General features: G+C 41.5%; 20 protein-coding genes, 1 tRNA gene and 1 pseudogene. 9 read left to right on the top strand and 13 right to left on the bottom strand.

Going from position 1 to position 19,242, the window contains the following annotated elements; all coding sequences use genetic code 11:
* Position 1: 1 nt before the first annotated feature.
* Entirely contained in the window at positions 2 to 397 is a 396-nt protein-coding gene (rbfA, locus tag GO009_RS01380; RefSeq protein ID WP_163624351.1) for a 30S ribosome-binding factor RbfA, read from the bottom strand.
* Positions 398 to 499: 102 nt separating this feature from the next.
* Between rbfA and mce the strand changes: the two genes are divergently transcribed.
* On the top strand, positions 500 to 907 hold the full coding sequence (mce, locus tag GO009_RS01385) for a methylmalonyl-CoA epimerase (protein WP_163624352.1): 408 nt from the start codon (positions 500 to 502) through the stop codon (positions 905 to 907).
* Positions 908 to 966: 59 nt separating this feature from the next.
* Positions 967 to 1,040 (top strand) — tRNA-Ile (locus GO009_RS01390).
* 311 nt (positions 1,041 to 1,351) lie between these two features.
* Here the strand turns inward: GO009_RS01390 and GO009_RS01395 are convergent.
* From GO009_RS01395 to GO009_RS01440, 11 genes and pseudogenes are all read right to left on the bottom strand, one after another.
* The gene (locus GO009_RS01395; protein ID WP_163624353.1) at positions 1,352 to 1,813 is read right to left on the bottom strand and encodes a GyrI-like domain-containing protein; all 462 of its coding nucleotides are present in this window, start codon (positions 1,811 to 1,813) and stop codon (positions 1,352 to 1,354) included.
* A gap of 83 nt (positions 1,814 to 1,896) precedes the next feature.
* The gene (locus tag GO009_RS01400) at positions 1,897 to 2,790 is read right to left on the bottom strand and encodes a sugar phosphate isomerase/epimerase (protein ID WP_203532261.1); all 894 of its coding nucleotides are present in this window, start codon (positions 2,788 to 2,790) and stop codon (positions 1,897 to 1,899) included.
* A 191-nt stretch (positions 2,791 to 2,981) separates the two neighbouring features.
* A complete protein-coding gene (locus tag GO009_RS01405) occupies positions 2,982 to 3,716 on the bottom strand; it encodes a ThuA domain-containing protein (RefSeq protein ID WP_163624354.1) in 735 nt (244 codons plus the stop codon).
* A 43-nt stretch (positions 3,717 to 3,759) separates the two neighbouring features.
* Positions 3,760 to 4,614, bottom strand: a complete 855-nt coding sequence (locus GO009_RS17885; RefSeq protein ID WP_163624355.1) for a helix-turn-helix domain-containing protein — start codon at positions 4,612 to 4,614, stop codon at positions 3,760 to 3,762.
* Positions 4,615 to 4,646: 32 nt separating this feature from the next.
* A pseudogene (locus GO009_RS17970) lies at positions 4,647 to 4,745 on the bottom strand (DUF6088 family protein); the annotation flags it as partial.
* 387 nt (positions 4,746 to 5,132) lie between these two features.
* Positions 5,133 to 5,774, bottom strand: coding sequence for a collagen-like protein (locus GO009_RS01415; RefSeq protein WP_163624356.1), 642 nt, complete (start codon positions 5,772 to 5,774; stop codon positions 5,133 to 5,135).
* A gap of 41 nt (positions 5,775 to 5,815) precedes the next feature.
* On the bottom strand, positions 5,816 to 6,367 hold the full coding sequence (locus tag GO009_RS01420; RefSeq protein ID WP_163624357.1) for a hypothetical protein: 552 nt from the start codon (positions 6,365 to 6,367) through the stop codon (positions 5,816 to 5,818).
* A gap of 24 nt (positions 6,368 to 6,391) precedes the next feature.
* Positions 6,392 to 6,823: a hypothetical protein gene (locus tag GO009_RS01425; RefSeq protein ID WP_163624358.1), complete on the bottom strand. Its 432-nt coding sequence runs from the start codon at positions 6,821 to 6,823 to the stop codon at positions 6,392 to 6,394.
* Positions 6,824 to 6,857: 34 nt separating this feature from the next.
* Positions 6,858 to 7,436, bottom strand: coding sequence for a hypothetical protein (locus tag GO009_RS01430; RefSeq protein ID WP_163624359.1), 579 nt, complete (start codon positions 7,434 to 7,436; stop codon positions 6,858 to 6,860).
* A gap of 93 nt (positions 7,437 to 7,529) precedes the next feature.
* Entirely contained in the window at positions 7,530 to 8,723 is a 1,194-nt protein-coding gene (locus tag GO009_RS01435) for a hypothetical protein (protein ID WP_203532263.1), read from the bottom strand.
* A gap of 106 nt (positions 8,724 to 8,829) precedes the next feature.
* Positions 8,830 to 9,333 (bottom strand): outer membrane protein, encoded by a 504-nt coding sequence (locus GO009_RS01440; protein WP_163624360.1) that lies wholly within the window; start codon positions 9,331 to 9,333, stop codon positions 8,830 to 8,832.
* 352 nt (positions 9,334 to 9,685) lie between these two features.
* Between GO009_RS01440 and GO009_RS01445 the strand changes: the two genes are divergently transcribed.
* Both GO009_RS01445 and GO009_RS01450 read left to right on the top strand, forming a co-directional pair.
* Positions 9,686 to 10,237 carry an RNA polymerase sigma factor gene (locus GO009_RS01445; protein WP_163624361.1) on the top strand — a complete coding sequence of 184 codons (552 nt, stop codon included), beginning with the start codon at positions 9,686 to 9,688 and terminating at the stop codon, positions 10,235 to 10,237.
* Positions 10,224 to 10,934 carry a tol-pal system YbgF family protein gene (locus GO009_RS01450; RefSeq protein WP_163624362.1) on the top strand — a complete coding sequence of 237 codons (711 nt, stop codon included), beginning with the start codon at positions 10,224 to 10,226 and terminating at the stop codon, positions 10,932 to 10,934. Before GO009_RS01445 ends, GO009_RS01450 begins: the two co-directional genes overlap by 14 nt.
* Here GO009_RS01450 and GO009_RS01455 read toward each other — a convergent pair.
* Complete coding sequence (locus tag GO009_RS01455; RefSeq protein WP_163624459.1) at positions 10,917 to 13,895, bottom strand: CHAT domain-containing protein; 2,979 nt, start codon at positions 13,893 to 13,895, stop codon at positions 10,917 to 10,919. The two genes, GO009_RS01450 and GO009_RS01455, sit on opposite strands and share 18 nt — an antisense overlap.
* A gap of 461 nt (positions 13,896 to 14,356) precedes the next feature.
* Between GO009_RS01455 and GO009_RS01460 the strand changes: the two genes are divergently transcribed.
* From GO009_RS01460 to GO009_RS01480, 5 genes are all read left to right on the top strand, one after another.
* The gene (locus tag GO009_RS01460; protein WP_163624363.1) at positions 14,357 to 15,565 is read left to right on the top strand and encodes an esterase; all 1,209 of its coding nucleotides are present in this window, start codon (positions 14,357 to 14,359) and stop codon (positions 15,563 to 15,565) included.
* Between the two features lie 158 nt (positions 15,566 to 15,723).
* The gene (locus tag GO009_RS01465) at positions 15,724 to 16,815 is read left to right on the top strand and encodes a sensor histidine kinase (RefSeq protein ID WP_163624364.1); all 1,092 of its coding nucleotides are present in this window, start codon (positions 15,724 to 15,726) and stop codon (positions 16,813 to 16,815) included.
* Positions 16,816 to 16,820: 5 nt separating this feature from the next.
* Positions 16,821 to 18,143, top strand: a complete 1,323-nt coding sequence (locus GO009_RS01470) for a sigma-54 dependent transcriptional regulator (protein WP_163624365.1) — start codon at positions 16,821 to 16,823, stop codon at positions 18,141 to 18,143.
* A gap of 203 nt (positions 18,144 to 18,346) precedes the next feature.
* Positions 18,347 to 18,763, top strand: coding sequence for a GreA/GreB family elongation factor (locus GO009_RS01475; RefSeq protein ID WP_163624366.1), 417 nt, complete (start codon positions 18,347 to 18,349; stop codon positions 18,761 to 18,763).
* Between the two features lie 38 nt (positions 18,764 to 18,801).
* The gene (locus GO009_RS01480) at positions 18,802 to 19,161 is read left to right on the top strand and encodes a hypothetical protein (protein ID WP_163624367.1); all 360 of its coding nucleotides are present in this window, start codon (positions 18,802 to 18,804) and stop codon (positions 19,159 to 19,161) included.
* Positions 19,162 to 19,242 lie beyond the last annotated feature (81 nt).

Raw genomic sequence — 19,242 nt, forward strand, 5'->3', positions numbered from 1 at the left:
ATCAGGATTTCTTACGTTTGTCGAGCAAGTCCCTGTTTTCAATAGGGTTTTCTTCTCTTTTTAATGATTTTTCTATCCCTTCGATGTACTCCAAGGAATCATCCAGATAAAAATTGAGCTCGGGCACTCGCCTTAATTGGTGTTTGGTACGCTGTGCCAATTCATACCGAATGGCCACTTGGTTTTCCTTGATGCCATCCAACAGTTCTTTGGCACCTTTGTTCGGAAAAATGCTCACATACACCTTGGCCAATGATAGATCTACGGTTACGGAAACCTTGGACACAGAGATCAAAGTTCCCTTAAGGCCACCATCGGTAGCGGCACGTTGTAAGATATCGGCCAGATCTTTTTGAATGATTCCCGCTATTTTTTTCTGTCTTTGTGTTTCCTCCATATTGCAAAAATAAGTGAATTAATGACTAACCTCACACTATTAACCATTTACAGTGCGTAATTTTGAAAAAAGATGAACATTTTAACGCATATTACATCTCCTATGGATAAAATTGAACACATTGGAATCGCGGTAAAAAATTTGGAGGCGTCCAATGCCTTGTTTGAGAAGCTGTTGGGCGTGCGGCACTATAAAGTCGAGGAAGTGGCCTCGGAAGGGGTAAAGACATCGTTCTTTAAATCGGGCCCCAATAAAATTGAATTATTGGAAGCGACAAATCCGGACAGTGCCATCGCCAAATATTTAGAAAAGAAGGGAGAGGGCATCCATCACGTGGCCTTTGCGGTGGAGGATATTGTTTCTGAAATTGAACGATTGAAAGACGAGGGCTTTATCGTTTTGAACGAAACACCCAAAAAAGGAGCGGACAACAAATTGGTGGCATTTTTGCATCCAAAGGGCACCAATGGCGTACTGGTGGAGCTTTGCCAAGAAATAAAAGAAGGGTAGAGGCGTTAAAACCTTGCGCTGAAGAAAAATAAACACTAATATTGCATCCGCAAAATGCGGGTCCTATAGCTCAGCTGGTTAGAGCACCTGACTCATAATCAGGGGGTCCCTGGTTCGAGCCCAGGTGGGACCACCTCAACAAAGATAAACCTTTCAAGCAATTGGAAGGTTTTTCTTTTTTATGCGGGTACAACGTTCTCCAATAGAGATACACAGAGCCCGGTTTATACCTTCGCAACCGATACACTTAACGCATTGGCTTTTAAATAAAGAAACATATGATTTCCAAATATTGTTAATGTTCTTAGTTGCGCTAGCCACTCTTTTAACAGTTTTGGTTAATATCAAAATTCAATTCGAGACCCTTATACCATCCACAGGTCGTTGAGTGGCATCATTGGTATCGATATCGGATTATTGGAAAAATCTATTCAAGATTCATTTTTAGGCTATTGAAACATAAATATCAACCATGGCATCATCCCAATTCTTACTTCTTTCATCGTATACCTCAAAATCAAAATCAAACTTTCGTTCTATGTCGGCGTTCCATATTTTATTCCAAGCATCGGTAATACAAGCTGTCATTATTCCTCTGGCCGTAACTTTTTGATATTTTTGTGAAGGGATTTTCAATGAAGTTAAATTTTTGGGAGCATCTGCACTTACGTCTACCCTACATCCTATAAAATAGGAAAAAGAGGCAGCTTCATCTTCTTCATAGTCAAAGTAAACAGCGTATATTTCGTTGCTCAATTTATTTGGGATCAAGTCTATAATGTTTTCCTTTTCAAATTTTTGCCATAGATTTCCACAGTCTAGATTTGATTGATTGTTTTTGTTGCTGGTTTTCTGTTCCAACTGTAAACCCACTAATTTGAAGCCAGTCTTACTTAATTTTTCCATAAACTTTTGTATTGTAGATATTTGCTTTAACCAATAATGCTTTTTGGCGTTTTATTATTCTTTCATTCAGGGGGCAATTCCAATTACAGATATGCTTGTAACTTCTTTTTAAAGAAAGTGGCACTATCAGCAACGCTTTTCATGGGACTATGGGCATAATTGCCACCTTGTTCCAAATAGTAAAATTCGAGCCCAGATTCTTTTGGATCTGGAAGTATTTGAGAGTAATCAATGGAACCATTGCCCAACTCAGTATAATCCTTGGTGACTTTATCCATGTCTTTTATATGCCACATTACATATCGCCCAGGTTGATTGTTGACCAGCTCTTTTGGAGTATACTTGGAGGATCGGACCACCCAATACATGTCCATTTCGAGTTTAACAAGTGATGGCTCCGTTTCGTTGAGTATAATGTCGAAACCGTTTTCACCATTGTGGTCCATAAACTCAAAACCATGATTGTGGTATGCGAACCCAAGCCCGGCCGAAGTGACCCATTCGGCTATCACATTAAGTTTTTTGGCCAATAATTTGAAATGGTCGATCGATCTTTGATCAGGATTCAGCCATGGCCATGTTATATACTTCATGCCTAATGTGTGGGCTCCATCTATACACTGGTCAACAAACCTTTTCAGTTTGTCTTCAGATTGGTTGAGATATGGGGAAAACCCGAAGTGCCCACTAGAGGCGGTAAGTTGAAGATTGTCCATTATTTTCCGGAATTCCGAAGACTTATATCCATAAAACGTTCCTTTCTCATGGTCGAACCCAAAGGTTTCAAAGTCTTGATAGCCCATCTTTTTGACGGCGGCCAATGTAGCGATGGTATCTTTCACCATAGCATCATGGATGGTATAGAGTTGCAGCCCCATTTTATATTTGGCCGCACCAATCATTGAAAAAGCCGACACGGGGAATATGGTTGTTGTACTGAGGGCTGCTGCCGACTTTATAAAATTTCTTCGTTCCATATTTGCTTTGTGTTTAGTAATATATAAGTTATTTTGAAATATTCGATTTTGTAGCTTTTGTAGTGCGATTCGTTTTTTTCCACTCGTTGGCCAATACAGGTATTTTTATCATTGCTGTACGATTCTTCATTTAAAACAAAAACAGTTCAAGGGCTTTTAAAAAAAATCATTTGATTTGACTGTCTACAACATCAATCCAATTGCCCCGTTAACCATTTTACCCCATTGGTAAAAAGGGATTTGAACCCTTCGTTTTTTTGTGAGTATTCGCCGTGGCCCAATGTTAGGCACATTACTTTGCCCTTGCCCCAATTGCGTGTCCACATTATGGGATGATATTCAGCTCTTGCAATAACTTCTAGGGAATCCGTGTTGAACTGTACCAAGTATAGCTCGTCCAAGGTTTTAAAATCTCCCAATTCCTTTACAATCGGATGTTTGTATCCGTTATCTTCATTTTCCCATCCATACCAATAATCCGAAGTATTGACAGTAAAGGTCTTAATGTCATCATGGTTGATGAACTTGCCTCCCATCATTTTGAGGTAGTTGTCCGAATTCAAGAAGGAAACCAAACCGGCATGAATGGCAAAATAGCTTTTCCCCGATTCTATAAACTTATAAAAAGCATTAAATTGTTCTTCTGTAGGTTCATGAAAAAGCGAATTATTGATTATTACATCATAATGCTCCAAATTCTTTTTGTTCAGCTCGGATAGGTCCTTGGTGATTCTTACTTGGGCAAAATCACTGAGGTAGTCCACAAGGAGGTCATTATAATGGTGGTGGGACCAATCGCTGTACATGTGGTCCGAACCTGTTATTCCTACCCCAGTAATCAATAGGATGTTTAAATTTTTAGAATTCTGCCCTAAGCAGTTAATGCTGATGGAGACAAACAAAAGCAAGACCAATGCGTTTCTCATAACACAACGTATTTAAATTAAAAAATTGAGTTGTAAAACTACCTCAGTCGGAAAACAATGGATTGTAAAAAAACGAACGCCCTTTGTGGTCAATAAAATATTTATTCATCGGGCGGTTCTCTTGAAAAAAGAGAGAGGGCGTTGTATTGGTAAAATGCTTGAAATCTTTTATGAAATGTGCTTGGTCAAAATACCCGAACTTATGTGCCGTTTCTGTAAAGTTGATATATGGGGTTTGACTAAAATGTTTTAGAACTTTTTGAAACCTGACCACCCTTTGATAAAACTTGGGGCTAAACCCAACTTTTTCCATAAATATTTTTTGGAGGTACCTATGGCTAATTCCACATTGGTTTACCAATTCATCCCAATTGGGGTCAACATGGTTTTTTAAGACGAATTTGACCGCATGCTCCGAAACGTCATCTTTTAAACCAAAATCATTTTCAAATAGCTTTGATGTCAGAAAAGCGTCCACGCCTTCAATTAAACGTTGAATTTTACCATAGATTAGACAATCTCCTACGAATTCGTTAAAATCTTTTGCGAACAAATGATCAGAGGATAAGGTTAGGTCGTTCAGTTCGTTAAGCGGAATGCTCGAAAATCTTGAAAAACCGTGGGCATAGAACCGTATACAAAATGTTTTGCCCATACCATCGACTTTAAGCCTGTAGGGTTTGGTCATTTGCCCGATAACCTCGGTCCATGGTTCTTTGTTCAACGCACCGTCAGTTCCAATTCTATTAACATTTAATTCAACACTGAATACAACTTTTACACACCCATTGGGGTAAAACTCGTCCACTATCGGTTCTTGGTAAGTATCATCGAGATACCAATAACATTGTACGTAGTTCCTTAATGTTTTGGATGGTGCATATTCAATAAATGCCACTGGTTAAAACAAGGTTTTTGGTGTGGTTTTTTTTAACTGGATACTACGTTTTCTATAGTTATTTTTCGCGGTGATCCATCTGTCAAGTATACCAATTTTAAAGGAAACTGTGTGGATAACCTCAAAATATTCTGCGCATATGCCCAGAGCCAATGTTTTCAGAACACCTTTTTTAATGATATGGAGTAAAGCTACTGCAACCGCTCTAGAACCTCCAAGTGATTGAAAGTCCGCCGTGAAAACTTTTGATTCAGGATGTAACCCTTTTTATTTTTTGTTATACCCACTCATCTGTGCTTGATATGAAGTAAAGATAGTTGTTTTGTAATCTATTTATTTTATGAAAATCACAAATAATTGAATTACTGGTTTATAGGCTCACAACACTTATACCATGGACCAAATATCTTAGCGTTGTTCCACAAAACCAAACCCATAGGCATTTTGCCTATGGGTTTGGCTACAAAAATATCTCTCTACCACTTACAAACTTATGCTCCCAATAAACCTAAAGGATGCTATTCCCCGAACCCAAAAAGTGCGGCAGCCTCATCAAAAGTTTCTGGGATATTTTCATTGTCCAGATTGAAAGCCTGTACTGTATTTGCCGGCACCAATACATACCTAAAGGTTAGGTTGGGTATATTCTCAAGAGATGATACATCGGGCCCCTCAACCTGGATTGCCAAACCCAATTCAGATTCAAAATTTCGAAAACCGCTAATAAAGGTTAGACTTCCATAAGTAGTGGGAGTCGATAAAATGATATAATCGGTTTCCTCAGGGGGGCCTTCAAATATTTTGGCATAGACCAGGAGAGCACCTCCCTCTTCCACAAAACTTTCTAGATCCAATTCAGGAATGTCGTCATTTTGTATAATCATTGCGCCCCATGTCGGTGGATTGGCTCCGCTCAAATCGTCATATCGCAATTGAAACCAGTCCGAAGCTATTACATTGGCATTGCCATCTTGACCATCTTGACCGTCTTCGCCATCTTGGCCGTTTTGACCATCCTGGCCGGCTGGTCCAGCAGGACCCTGTGGCCCCATGGCCCCATCCAGACCATCTTCTCCTGAACAACTCACGTTCAGGGCAACCACTGCGCAAAGTGTAGCATGTACAATGGTTTTCAATAAATGTTTTGCTTTATTTTTCATTTTAATGTGGTTTGTATCTTATTTGTATCGTGATATTAACCTTAAGGGGCAGCAACCACCAATTCGCCGGTCACGCTCACCTCTTCACCATCGGTTCCCAATTTGAATGTGCCATTAAAAGTTAAGGTGTACGACGCCACGGTTGCTTCTTCCCCATATAAGGAGATGGTGTGCTCCTCATAGTTTTCCAATGTCATACCAACGCTGCCTACGGGACCATATTTATCCTCGGCACCCCACTCACCAAATGTCAGTCCAGGGCCGCTTCCTTGAAGGCTTGGGTTGTTGTCGGCATCCAGTGCAACTCCAACCCCAAATTGGAATTTCCCTGTATCCATTAACACTCCTGTCAGTATTTTACCTTGTATTTCCTCGCTCTGCTCAACATAGGAAATTGGATAATATACACCTCCCGTTGTCTTTGGCACACTGCCTTGATACGTTTTTCCGTTTGCTATCTCTATGTGATAGATGTGCTCGTTGCTCTTGTTGTTGGATTCGCCCGACCCATTCCCGTCACTCCGGGTACAGGCAGAAATAAGGACTGCACCAGATATACATAGTGCAAAAAGATATAATTGAAATTGCTTCATTGCTTTTTGTTTTTTAATGGATTATTACTGTCGCTTGTTATAGGCCACATACATTTTGTGTTCTGAGTTTGGACGGATTTGGATTCCAACTTTCAATTGGTCATCTTCCAAGCTCAATATGTGCCAAGTGATGTTCCTTTCCTCTCTTGAGAGCATCAATGCTGAGCCTTTCAATTTCCATTGGAAAGGTTGCTCGATGGGCTCACAATCCGCACTGTATTTTACTTCTTTACCGGTGCCATCCGGAAAAAATGCAGTATGGTCCTTGCCACAATCGGGTGTAGAATGCTTATGTGGCATCACCCAACCTTCGCCATTACTCCCCATAATGGTCCCCGCGGTTTCCCAAGTGCCGATAATGGCATCTTTTTCCATGTTTTGTGCAAAAACGGTATGGCCGCCAAACCATGTACAAATGGCCAATAGTATGGCGCTATGTAATGTGTTCGATTTCATGTCATTGTATGTTTTAGTTTTTTTGTCCAGCAAATCACCATGCATATTTTGGTGCTGCAAATTGACCTTTGGTCACCGTTATCTTTTGTCCATCGGACGAGTAGGCTTCAAAACTGAATGTTCCCTTTACGGTATCATCGGTGTTGCTCACTATTTTTAGCGTGCCGTTCACGGCACCGTTGTTCCCTCCAAAAGTGGTCCCTGCTTCAGTCATTACATCGGTCCATACCGAGATGGTAGCATTAAAAGATGTTAGATCATTGGTGTTTGCCAAACCTTGAACGATTGGATATTCTCCTGGTTCGGGCAAAGCGATGGATTCACTCGAATTCTGTTCAAACCGGATATGCCATATCCCACTATCCTGTGAAATCCCCCCATCATCGGATATTTGGAAGTATTTGATGTCGTAAATGTTATTCAGGTAATAGACCACATCACCCTCCATGGATGCTTCTTCGTAGCCTGAAACCTCAAAGGCAATACGGCCATCGGCTATGGTTACGGAAGAATCGGCACCTGTGTTCCCATCATCGTCCTTGTTACAGGAAAATAGAAGAAGACAAGTAGCAATCAATTTGGCATACAAACTGACTTGTTTAAAAAATTTCATAGAAAATTCAATAAGAGGTTATTAAACAACGAAAGGCAAGCCGGGGGAACGGTCCAAAAGGGGATGCTTGCCGTTAGTATGTATTCTGCTTGATTATGGAGCGCAATATTCTGAACCTACGTTGTCAAAAATGAGGTTACTGACCGTTAGGTTTTCAAACGGATCGGTGCCATAACCATAGAAAGCACAATTTTGCAGGTTTCTAAAAATTGTATTCTCCATGGTCAACATTGGTCGTGCATGCATGTATATCGCCCCGGTATTTTCATGGTTTCCGATCGGGAAATCACCTTTGGCGTTTTCAATGATGGCATACGAAATGACATTGGCCTCCTGCGTAAAGCCGAACAACAGACCTCCCCACGAAACACCGTCATGTGCCTTTAATAGGACAGGTTCATCCGCTGTGCCCTGAATTTTCAGGCTAAGTTCATTTCCAGCATCGGTCGAACCGTCGTAAGGCTGTAAGTAGGCTTCGGGCTTAAACTGTATTTCCGCTCCTGCTTCAATGGTCAAATGGCCATTATGCTTGATGTGCACCCTGCCGTCAACCAGATAGGGAACGTCCAATTTTTGCCAGCTTACGGTTTGCTCCACTATTTCATAGTGTGATGTGGTAATGTTGAAAAAATCGAGGGCATTTCCTGAATAGGAAGATGTATTGTCAAAAACATGGGCCATTTCCGCAGATATTTTTACCGGTACACCTTCATTTCCAGAAATGGTAAGGTTTGAAGCGGATACAGTGGCGTTTTTTTCAATACGGTGAAAGTCAAGGCCCACACTACCTCCATTGCTTATCTCCACATGGTTTAGGGAAAGTGCCTGCGGGGTAGTTCCCGAAACTCCCCGTAGTGCCAAAGTACCTTCATACACCGGGGAAGACGAAGTAAGGTCTTGCGAACCTGCATATTCTATTTTGGTATGCTCGATCAGGTTGTTTGGGTTGTGCGCCTCAGCAAAGAAAATACCCCTCCAATACCCTTTCTGCTTGGAAGTGCCCGATAAAACAATGGGTTCCTCCTCAGTTCCTTTGATTTCAAGAGCCTTGTTGCCAAGATTGACATAAAGTCCCGCATGGTTTTCAAACTCAATGACCACTCCCGGTTCTATTTTCAAACTTCCCTGAACATTGGCCCAGCAACCTATTGTATAATCCACTGGGCGCAGAGTATCGTTCTGCATGACGCGGTCTTCGGTAAAATAATCGCAATCCAGAGCAATTGGGGGCAATAATTCCTCCATCGGTGGTTTGCTTTCCACTCCATCGTCCTTGGAACAGGACATTATTAACACCAAGCAAAAAATAAGCAGACCTGAATATGATATGGTTTTATAATATGATTTCATTTTGTAAGGTTTCAATTAGTATTTATTTGATAAGGAACAATTACTACAGATTGAATTTCACTCCTGCTCCGGCCACCAATTGCCCACCATCAATAATGACATATTTTAGTTCCGCAAAAGGGGTAATACTGCCTCCAATGTTAAAATTGGCCCCAGCACCGAGGTTAAGGCCAAACTCCCCGTCTGAAGCTGAAGAGCTTCCACCGAACCCCAAACTCTCATCGTAGGACACTTTTATACTGCTGTAATTGAGGCCACCAAGTGCATAAACACCAATATTGTCCTCGTTCACGAAATAGTAATTGGCATTTCCGTTCACTTCAAACCAACTCCATTTGATTCCAAATTCTTCCTTGGGGAAATAATAGATGAGCGATGGGGAAATGGTAAGGTTCTCCGCAATGGGAAATTCGGCATTGGCCCCAATACCAATATTTTCAATTTCGCTTCCGTAGGCAACAAAAGTGCCAATTTTGGTTTCCTCTTGGGCCCAGACAGAGGTCAATACCCCTGCCATAAAGGCAATAAACAATGCTGTTTTCTTCATTTTGAATTAAGTTTATATTAAGATTTCACCTATTAATACCGCGAGAAACAAAAAGTAAACACCCGAGCCAAAAAAAATCTTGGAATGTTCCAAATGGCACACAAAATCAAGTGTTGACTTCGTCATTCGCGCAGAATCTTGAAGAAAGATCATTGTGGGAACCAGGATGGCAGGAACTGTTCCCATTTCTATGGTATATTTGTAAGGTACTTTGTACATGGGCCACGGAGATTTGTATTGCCGCACGTAAACTCCATGGCCCGCTATTTTTGACCCAAGAAAGTCCAGATCACTTTCTTTACAAAAGAGTTTACATGTAATGGATGTTGACTTTTTTCTTAATTGCGTATAAATGATAAAAGATCAATATTTAGTCGATAGGCTGAAACGGAACGACTTAAAAACTTTGGACAAAGTCTATCTCACTTATAAAAAGGAATTTTTTTTGTTTGCCCGTACACTAAATGCCCAAGAAGAGGATATTGCGGATATTTATCAGGAAACCATAATCAGTTTATACGAAAACGTACAAAATGGAAAGCTCAAAAAGTTGACCAGCACCCTAAAAAGCTATGTGTTTGCCATTGGTAAGTTTAAAATCTACAAGCACATGGACAAAACGAGAAAGCTATATCACGAAGGGCAGGTCATACACATCTCTGAAGAAATGCAGTTGTTTGAAACCGAAGCATTGGAAGAACAACGGCAGGTCTTGAGGAAGTCATGGAAACAACTGGGCAACAAGTGCCAACAGATTTTGGAACTGTTTTATTACAAAGGAATGACCTTGGACGAAATTCAGGAAGTTTTGCAATATGCTTCAAAAGATGTATTGAAAAGCCAAAAGCACAGGTGCATGGCCCAGTTGAAAGAATTAGCGAGAGAACGGTATGAAAAAGCATGAACTCACAGAAAAATATTTTGGCAACAAGCTCTCAGACGAAGAATTTGGGAGGTTGGAGCAACTTTTGGAACAGGATGACCAGCTAAGGGATGGGTTTTACCATGAATTGGAGGTAAGGCGTGCCATTGCGCATGAAAAACACAGCACCTTGAAAAAAAGGTTCCAAGAATTGGATCGCAACACCAAAAAGAAGACCCGTTGGATCCCTTATGCTGCGGCCATTGCCCTTTTGATCAGTATCGGCTCCATTATTTATGGGTCTGGTCCCAATTATGGAGGTTTATATACTGACAATTTTGAGGTTTACCCCAATGTAATAAACCTTGTGACACGCGGAGGGGACGAAACTGAAAACAGTGAAACAACAGCCTTTGAATTTTATGAAGCGGGAAATTATGACAAAGCCACGAAGGCATTTGACAGTCTTTACAAAAAACAGCCCAAAGACTATTTGCTTTTTTATAAGGGTGTGAGCCTTTTGGCCCAAAACCGAACAGAAGAAGGCATCCGGGCATTGGAAAGTTATGGTTGGGACCTAAACGGGAGTGATTTCGCCATTGCCTCAAATTGGTATTTGGGCCTGGCCCATCTAAAACAGAAAGAAGTGGACCAAGCCAAAACTTTTTTGAAAAAGGTAGCTACCTCAGAAAGCAATTTGAACGATCAAGCCCGGAAATTACTAAAACAATTGGACTGATCCCTTTCTTCTGAAACGTATAAAGTAAAAAATTCCGCCAATCATAAGGACTCCGGCAACAATGTACCATGACCAATTTTTTGGGGAAGTGGCAATTGGTGCCGTATCGCCATTGACTATAAATCCGGCCCAATAATAAGGGTGCAATCTTAACGGATTGTTTTCAATAAAATCCTGTTTTGCCTTGGCCAATGCGGTTGCTTTATTTTTGCCCTCGTCCAAATAGTGGTAAAAGGAAACCATTATTTCGGACGTTTCCTTATCGGGCACTTCCCATAAACTATACACACTGGACCGCACTCCGGAATAGGTCAATGCCCTTGATAGGCTTAAAAAACCTTCGCCTGCTGCCAATTTTCCCACACCGGTATTGCAAGCACTCAACACAACCAGTTCTGCGGGCAGATACATGCCATATAAGGAGGAAAAATCAAAAAAATCGTTGTTTTGGAAAATCAGGCTCGATCGGGTATGCTCTTCCTCATCTAAAACCGCATGCATTGCCAAGTGGTAAATTTTATACTTATTTGCATGATCCATAAAGTTTTTAACGGAAGCTTCATCGTCCAAAAACAAATCGCCATCAAGAGCCGCAGAAATCTTCTCAGCCTCCTTTTTGGCTCCTTTTATATCTCTGAAGCGAACGCCCCTCATTGTCATGCCATCGTCGCCAGTTTCGTATTGAGGAGCAAAAGCTGCCAACAGATCCTGATGCTCCTTGGGTCGATGGGGGTTTTCTTTTAAAAAATACCATAACGCCAACGAATTAGCATATTGGATGCCATACGAATTTACCAGGGGTTCTTCCCCATTTTCAAGTACTTCGAATGGTAAATAGTGCAAAAAATCATCGGGAATAATGGTCAGGTTCCTGTACTTGCCCAATTCATCTTGAAAGGGTTCCACCAACTCTTGGTACAGTTCCTGTGCCAATGGCCGGGTGTTTTTCTGTGGATTTTGCAGATTTTGGTAAAATGCCGTCAACTTGGTTTTTAATGAATCGGTTTGCGCCAAGCGGTACAACTGAAGACTGTCTTGTGAAATGGTCATGGCAAAAATGCGTTCATTTCCCAAAAAATATTTTACCAGTAGTTCATTCCCTGTTAAGTGGCCCTGGATATCTTGAAGGCTAATCTGTTTGTTGTAAAAGGATTGCAGCAAAGGGTCTTTGTCGTAGATCTCAGCATCCAATTTTGATATGGCCTCCCGTAACTCCTTTCGGGCTTCATTATCCTGCCCAGTGTTTTTTAACTGGAATTGCAGAAGGTTTCGCCTATCCAGCATACTTTCTTCCACAGAAAGAAACCGAAAGTATTTGCGTTCAAATTCATTGCGCAATACCTGCGAATTATTGGCTTCCATTTTTGCCAGTATTGTAGGGGACAATGGGATGGACAATGTAGTGTGCACCTCATAAATCCCTTCATTGATCTCTTTGTTCAGGTCATTCAAACTGGCATTGTATTCCCCGTTCTGATAGTAGAGCCCAAAAACCTCCGCTGCCATTACATACAAATATTTGGCATGTTGGGCATCCGTTCTGTCCTGGGTCCGAAGGAACGTTTCCTTGTAAAAGCCTGCCACATCTTTGAGTGCCATGACAAAATAAGAACTATGCCTTTGCTCAAAAATATCCATGGTGACCTCTTCCGGAGAGTCGGCCTCACCTTCGGTCAAAACAGACAAAGCCCTTTCAATGGTACTTTGTGCTTCCAAAACATGGTTCAGTTTACTTTGCAATGTCCCTTTTTTGATCAAAATATTGACCACGTTCACCTGGCCTATCGGTTCTTGGTCATTTATGGCCAAAGCTTCGTCCAAAAAATCGATTGCCCGTGCATATTCCTTTTCAAGGGTAGCCAGTTTGGTTTGTTTGGTATAGGCCAGCATTTCATAGTACGGTTGTTGATAAGTTTTGGCAATGTCCAGGGTTTGGATTAGGGTTTGCGAGGCCCTATCGTCCCATCCGTTTTGAATGGCATGATCTGCGTAGTCAAGCAATGCTGCCAAATAGTAGTGGCTGTTCTGTTCTTTTTCTTTTTGGTTCGATGTGGCAAAAAGAGCACTGAATCCATCCAATTGTTTTTTTGCTTTTACGGACTGCCCAGAAAAAGTACAATACATCATATTCAGCCTTGATTTATTGAAGACATCACTGGTTTGAAGGGCATCATCAGGTACTTTGTTCAAGGCGTCGAACAGTTTTTCGGCCTTGGCCGTGTCCCCATATTCGATATATAATTTCATCATATTTCCATAAAGGGTAATGAGGTAAGTAGGGTCAATGCCGCTGTCTCTTTCCCAATGTATTTTTGCCTGTTCAAAACTTTTCAACCGTTCGGAGAAAAAGCCGATCCGCCTATAAACGGTAGCCAAATTGTTATAGGCCAGGCCCAAATCGAAATCCTTGCTTTCTTCAAAGGTCTTGTACAGCTCAATGGATTGTTGGTACAACTCAATGGCTTCCGTGAAATTGTCAAGTCGGTCATTGATATATCCCAGATCATAGATATAATCGGCCCTACTTTTTTTCTCTATGGTGGAATCCATCAGGGTCAGACCCTCGGTGCCTTTTTCCAGTGCCGCTTGCCAATCGCCGGAATACGCCAATGAATGGTACAGCCCGTTATAAATATTCAATCGGTACTGGTTATCTTTTGGAGCGGTGTCCCTGTCGATCAGTTGAAGTGCGTTTTGATATTTTTCGATCGCACTTTTATAATTGCCATCGGCTTGAAATAAACTTGCTTCACAAAACAGCAATTTGCTCCTATAGGTATGGTATTCTACTTTGTTTTGGGTAGTTAGACCAACTATTTCCTTCCAATGGTCCTTTGAAAGTTGGTAGGCTTGCTCTTTTAATAGACTGTCGGCTTCCTGAATCTTTTCTGATAAATCGTTTTGGAAAGCGAAAGCGCACTCTGCAAAAATGCACATAAGCAGTAATAGAGGTTTTTTCATGTATGGCAATTAAATACTTTGCTAAAATAAGGTTTCATATTTGGATGGTGGCCTCCTCCCATATATAGGGGCCTGTCATAACCAGAGAATCGGGGCTGTAAACAATAGGGTTTAAGTAATTTGTGATGGCCTTAAAGTTGGAGACGCACTTTTTAAAGTGAAGCCGTTAAATGTATTTGATGACAGAGGTTATAGATCGGCTTACTACTCTTTTCTCTTTCACTTAACCCATTCCTTAATAATGCAATTACTGGCCGCACTTAAGAAACGGCTTTATTTTTTATCTCAAATCTTTATTGTTACATTTTGTAACAATAAAGAAAAATATCATATCTTAGTTCTCATATCCATAGTGATAATTTGATTTTCTCAAGGGTTAACCATAACGTATGTAAGGTTTCAAGGTCATTGAGAATCAACTTGTTGACAGTAATGCATAAAAACAACTAAACAGAATCAGAATGAAAAAAACACTAAACAAACTGAGTAGATTCAGCATTCAATTGATGCTGGTGGCCCTAACCTTGCCTTTGGCGGCCATCGGCCAAGAAGTGGGTTCAATGGAGCGACTGGTCTCTCCTGAAGTTGCCGATGACAACACGGTAACCTTTAGAATCAAGGCGCCAAAGGCGGAGAATGTGGTCTTATCGGGCAATTGGATGCCAATGATAGGTGAGGGAATGGCGATGACTCGAAAAACCGTAACACTGACCAAGGACGAAAACGGTATTTGGTCCACCACGGTTGGTCCATTAGAACCAGAGCTTTACGGGTACAGTTTTGTGGTAGACGGAGTTAACACCTTGGACACCGCCAATTTATTGGTTGCACGCGACGGAGCATTTAGAACAGAAAGTGTGCTGTACATTCCTGGGAAGGCCTCCGAACTCTATTGGGCCAAAACAGGACCAAAAGGCTCAGTTCACAAAATTTGGTACGAGTCCCCAACCCTGGACTTAACCCGTAGAATGTACGTTTACACCCCACCAGGCTATGCCGATAGCAGTGAAGACTATCCTGTTCTGTACCTATTGCACGGAGGAGGCGGAGACGAAGAGGCATGGCCAACCCTAGGCGTTGCAAACCATATCTTAGACAATCTTATCAATTCAGGAAAAGCCAAACCCATGATTGTGGTGATGACCAATGGTAATCCGGGCCAAGCCGCCGCTTTGACGGTAAGTCCAAAATTGGAACCTTCAACACAACCTGCGGGAGGCATGGCAAATATGTTGTTTGAAAAAAGTTTGGTCAATGACGTAATCCCTTATATTGAATCACACTTTCGAGTGAAAGCCAACAAAGAAAATCGTGCTTTGACCGGCTTGAGCATGGGCGGCCTGCAGACCATGAACACCTCTTTTGAAAACCCCGAGCTGTTCGATTATATAGGTGTGATGAGCATGGGCTTTGCCGATCTCAGTCGTTTTGGAATTGAGGTGGACCATTCTAAAAGAGGTGAGCAAATAGAAGCCTTAAAAGCTGCCGACCCTGAACTTTATTGGATTGCTTGCGGAACGGACGATTTCTTGTACCAAAGTGTAGTTGATATGCGAAATGAGCTGGACAAACATGATTTTGACTACACCTATCGCGAAAGCACCGGCGGACATACATGGTCCAATTGGAGAATCTATCTATCGGAATTCGCACCGATGTTGTTTAAATAATAAGGTAAAAGGTATCTTGAATTCCCACTAAATCAAAATATAGATCTTTTTACTATTTAAACCCTTTCAAGTCCTAGATTTGGAAGGGTTTTTTGTAGACGGCTTCGTATGACAGACTTGTTCCAAGAATTCACTAATTTGCTACAAAGGAGAACAACATGCTCACCGCCGAACAAAAACTCAAGGAACGCATAAAGGAACTTACCTGTCTGTACGAGGTAACTTCACTCATCGTCAACTGTGATTACGATGATATGGAAACCGCATTGCTCGGCATTGTGCAATGTTTGGAGCGCGCCTGGCAGTTCGATAAGGAAACCTATGTGGAGCTTTCCACTCCTGAGCATTTGATCAAAACCGAAGAAAAAGGAGATACCTACGTTTTTTTAATATCGGCCATAACCGTGTTCAATAAACCAAAGGGCGAGATAAAAGTCGGATACCCTTCCCCAAAATATCAGCTCAAGGATTTTTTGGAAGAGGAACAGCAACTCTTGGACAATGTCTGCCTAAAAGTGGGCAATTTGTTGGAACGCAAGGAAATCAAAGAAAAGGAAGAACATATCCGAAGACAGGTGGAGCAATCCGACAGGCTACGCATTTTGGGAGAAATTACTGCGGGTATCGCCCACGAGCTCAACACCCCACTGGCTAATATTTTGGGCTTTACCGAGCTTTTAAAAGAGCGAATAAGTAATGATGAACAGGCGCTCAAAGATTTGGACAAAATTATTACCAACACCATATTTTCAAGGGAGGTGGTCAAAAAACTGATGTTCTTTGCCTGCGAAATGCCCGAAACACGAGAAGTTATCAATGTAGTTGAGGTTATGGAAGAAGCTATCAATATGTTGCGAACCACTTTGCGCCAAAATGATGTTTCTTGCAAATTTGAACATTCCGAGGACACCATCGAGTTGCGCATCGATAAAATCCAGTTGACCCAAGTAATTTTCAACCTGATTGTAAATGCTATTTATTTTGCACCGCCCAAAAGCACCATTTTTGTTTTCCTTGGAATCGAAAAAGAAAATGTTGTCCTAAAAATTGCAGATCAAGGCCCAGGCATCCCCGAAGAATCCATGGCGCACATTTTCGACCCTTTTTTTACGACCAAACCCGTTGGCGAGGGATCAGGATTGGGACTTAGCGTGGTGCACGGCATAGTACAAAGCCATAAAGGAAGCATTGCGGTTACACCAAATATGCCAACAGGCACTATCTTTACAATACAATTCCCAAAAAAGTAAACACTTTGTTGAAAAAGGAAAACATATTGTTGGTTGATGACGACATCGATATTCTTGAACTTTTGCAACGGCATTTAAAGTCGATGGACTACCATACCTACAAAGCCGTTTCTGTAAAAGAGGCACTTTACATTTTAAAAGATACCGAGATAGATTTATTGGTAACGGATATCAATATGCCGGAAATTGATGGGTTGGAACTAGTAAAATATGTAGCGGAACATTACCCCAATATGCCCAAATTGGTGGTAACGGGCTTTCCATCGGTCGAAGATGCATCAAAAGTTATTCAGCACGGTGTAACGGACTACCTTACCAAACCTTTTACCAAAGCTGAGCTGGAAGACGCTGTAAAAAAAGCCTTTGCCAGCAAAGATGCCAAGAAGACGGCCAAAACACCACCCAAAGAAAATATTGCCAAGGGCTATGCGGACATGATAGGAACCTCCGAAGCGTTCCAAAAGGTCACGGAAATTATAGATAGGGTAAAAGATAACCGGGCCACAGTTTTGGTTCGTGGAGAAAGTGGAACGGGAAAGGAACTGGTGGCACGGGCCATACATTATTCTGGAAAGTTTGACAGGGCGCCCTTTATCGCGGTAAACTGTGGTGCCATTCCAGAAAACCTTTTGGAAGCAGAACTTTTCGGTTACACCAAAGGTGCGTTTACGGGTGCCAACGAAAATCGTAACGGTTTTTTTCAGGCAGCGCACAAGGGAACTATTTTTTTGGATGAAATAGGAAACGCCACCCTGCCCGTTCAAAATAGATTGCTGCGGGTGCTTCAGGAGAAAGAAGTGACCAAAATAGGCTCGCAAAAGGCCGAAAAATTGGACGTAAGGGTTATTGCGGCGACCAATAGTGATTTGGAAGAACTTATTCAAAAAAAAACATTCAGGGAAGACCTTTATTACCGCCTTTCCGTGGTTACGATTGATGTGCCACCTCTGAGGGAACGTTCCTCCGACATTCCTTTGTTGGTCGACAAGTTTATGCAGAAGTATGGCATTGAGTACAAAGATCGCTTTGTCCGTATTGCTAATGATGCCCTTGACGTATTGGAACGCTATTCTTGGCCTGGCAATATCCGAGAACTGGAAAACGTGGTGCAGCGCGCCGTAATTATGTGCGATGGTAAAATTACTTTGGAACACTTGCCCAATGAATTAAAGTATAAAATTGACTTCCCCAAAAAAGGCTTTAAAACGCTTCAAGAAAAGGAAAAAGAGTATATTCAAGAAGTACTCCTGTCCACCCAAGGAAACAAAACCAAAGCAGCTGAAATTTTAGGCATCAACCGGAAAACACTTCGCGAAAAACTGAAATGACCACTGGGGCATTTTGCCCCGACTGGGTAAAGATTACCCGACCTTGTTTTTCTTTCACGCAACTAAAACAAAGTTAAACGTCTAAAAATCAGTTTTTTATAATTTTTGAGAAACCTGTATTACTGTAAATGGCACAAGGATTGCCTTTGTATGCACAAAATGCTGGGATACTGTTGTAGTGCCCCGTCCGTTAAGAACTGGAAATGAAATACGGAAGCCTGATTATGGAAAAAAAGGATTATGTAACGCTTAAACGAATACTGAACTTTCATAGGTACTATGAGGATTATGCCCATAAGGATGCCTTGGAACAGTTGAGCGACAGAATTGACAAGGCTTTGGTAGAGGATGAGTTGGATATTCCTGACGATGTGGTTCGGTTAAACTCAAAAGTTACGGTCGAGTTTGTAAATGGAACACGTGAAACGTTTCAATTGATTCCATCTACTCGTAGGGATCTTGAAAAGAACATGGTCTCTGTGGTCAGTACCCTTGGGGCGAGCTTGGTAGGACTTGCGGTGGATGATCACATCCAGCTCGGATTTCCATCGGATGTTCAATCTTTTAAGATAACCGGTGTGGAACAGTCCCCCCAATTATCAACCAGTTTTGATTTTTAGAAAAAGAAAACAATTATAAACCCTAAATATATACAGTTATGAGAATAATAGTTTTAGCAATTCTGTTCGTGGTAGCAACCACAAATATCAACGCACAAAATGTAATCCCTCAAGAAGTAAAAGTTGGCGATATATTGGAGATTGGCCGTCCCGATGCACCCCAGTACAAGCACATTGATTTTCCCCGTGCCAACTTCATTATTAAAAAAGGAGGCATTGCCAATTATAAAAGAGTTGAGGGCAACAAAGTGGTGGTAACCGCCATAAAGGAGAAAAAGGACGGTACCGTTGAGGTTAAAATTAAAAAAACAGACGGTAAAAGATTCTTTAACAGCCATCCTGTAGTTAAGGCTGATTTGAAAAATGCACTTGAGTCGGGAGAATTAAGTGCACTGTAGTTGATTGATGATTTCCGCTCAGCCCAAAGCATTTAGGTTTGCTCAATTAGATGGTTAGCTAATGGCTGGGCGGATTTATTC

This window comes from Allomuricauda sp. TY007, from assembly GCF_010468565.1.
In the GTDB taxonomy this organism is placed as follows: Bacteria; Bacteroidota; Bacteroidia; order Flavobacteriales; family Flavobacteriaceae; genus Flagellimonas.

What these genes read in the sequence shown, in the direction of transcription:
- rbfA (WP_163624351.1), bottom strand. Translation starts at nt 397, where the DNA reads ATGGAGGAAACACAAAGACAGAAAAAAATAGCGGGAATCATTCAAAAA.
- mce (WP_163624352.1), top strand. Translation starts at nt 500, where the DNA reads ATGGATAAAATTGAACACATTGGAATCGCGGTAAAAAATTTGGAGGCG.
- GO009_RS01395 (WP_163624353.1), bottom strand. Translation starts at nt 1,813, where the DNA reads ATGGAAAAATTAAGTAAGACTGGCTTCAAATTAGTGGGTTTACAGTTG.
- GO009_RS01400 (WP_203532261.1), bottom strand. Translation starts at nt 2,790, where the DNA reads ATGGAACGAAGAAATTTTATAAAGTCGGCAGCAGCCCTCAGTACAACA.
- GO009_RS01405 (WP_163624354.1), bottom strand. Translation starts at nt 3,716, where the DNA reads ATGAGAAACGCATTGGTCTTGCTTTTGTTTGTCTCCATCAGCATTAAC.
- GO009_RS01415 (WP_163624356.1), bottom strand. Translation starts at nt 5,774, where the DNA reads ATGAAAAATAAAGCAAAACATTTATTGAAAACCATTGTACATGCTACA.
- GO009_RS01420 (WP_163624357.1), bottom strand. Translation starts at nt 6,367, where the DNA reads ATGAAGCAATTTCAATTATATCTTTTTGCACTATGTATATCTGGTGCA.
- GO009_RS01425 (WP_163624358.1), bottom strand. Translation starts at nt 6,823, where the DNA reads ATGAAATCGAACACATTACATAGCGCCATACTATTGGCCATTTGTACA.
- GO009_RS01430 (WP_163624359.1), bottom strand. Translation starts at nt 7,436, where the DNA reads ATGAAATTTTTTAAACAAGTCAGTTTGTATGCCAAATTGATTGCTACT.
- GO009_RS01435 (WP_203532263.1), bottom strand. Translation starts at nt 8,723, where the DNA reads ATGTCCTGTTCCAAGGACGATGGAGTGGAAAGCAAACCACCGATGGAG.
- GO009_RS01440 (WP_163624360.1), bottom strand. Translation starts at nt 9,333, where the DNA reads ATGAAGAAAACAGCATTGTTTATTGCCTTTATGGCAGGGGTATTGACC.
- GO009_RS01445 (WP_163624361.1), top strand. Translation starts at nt 9,686, where the DNA reads ATGATAAAAGATCAATATTTAGTCGATAGGCTGAAACGGAACGACTTA.
- GO009_RS01450 (WP_163624362.1), top strand. Translation starts at nt 10,224, where the DNA reads ATGAAAAAGCATGAACTCACAGAAAAATATTTTGGCAACAAGCTCTCA.
- GO009_RS01455 (WP_163624459.1), bottom strand. Translation starts at nt 13,895, where the DNA reads ATGAAAAAACCTCTATTACTGCTTATGTGCATTTTTGCAGAGTGCGCT.
- GO009_RS01460 (WP_163624363.1), top strand. Translation starts at nt 14,357, where the DNA reads ATGAAAAAAACACTAAACAAACTGAGTAGATTCAGCATTCAATTGATG.
- GO009_RS01465 (WP_163624364.1), top strand. Translation starts at nt 15,724, where the DNA reads ATGCTCACCGCCGAACAAAAACTCAAGGAACGCATAAAGGAACTTACC.
- GO009_RS01475 (WP_163624366.1), top strand. Translation starts at nt 18,347, where the DNA reads ATGAAATACGGAAGCCTGATTATGGAAAAAAAGGATTATGTAACGCTT.
- GO009_RS01480 (WP_163624367.1), top strand. Translation starts at nt 18,802, where the DNA reads ATGAGAATAATAGTTTTAGCAATTCTGTTCGTGGTAGCAACCACAAAT.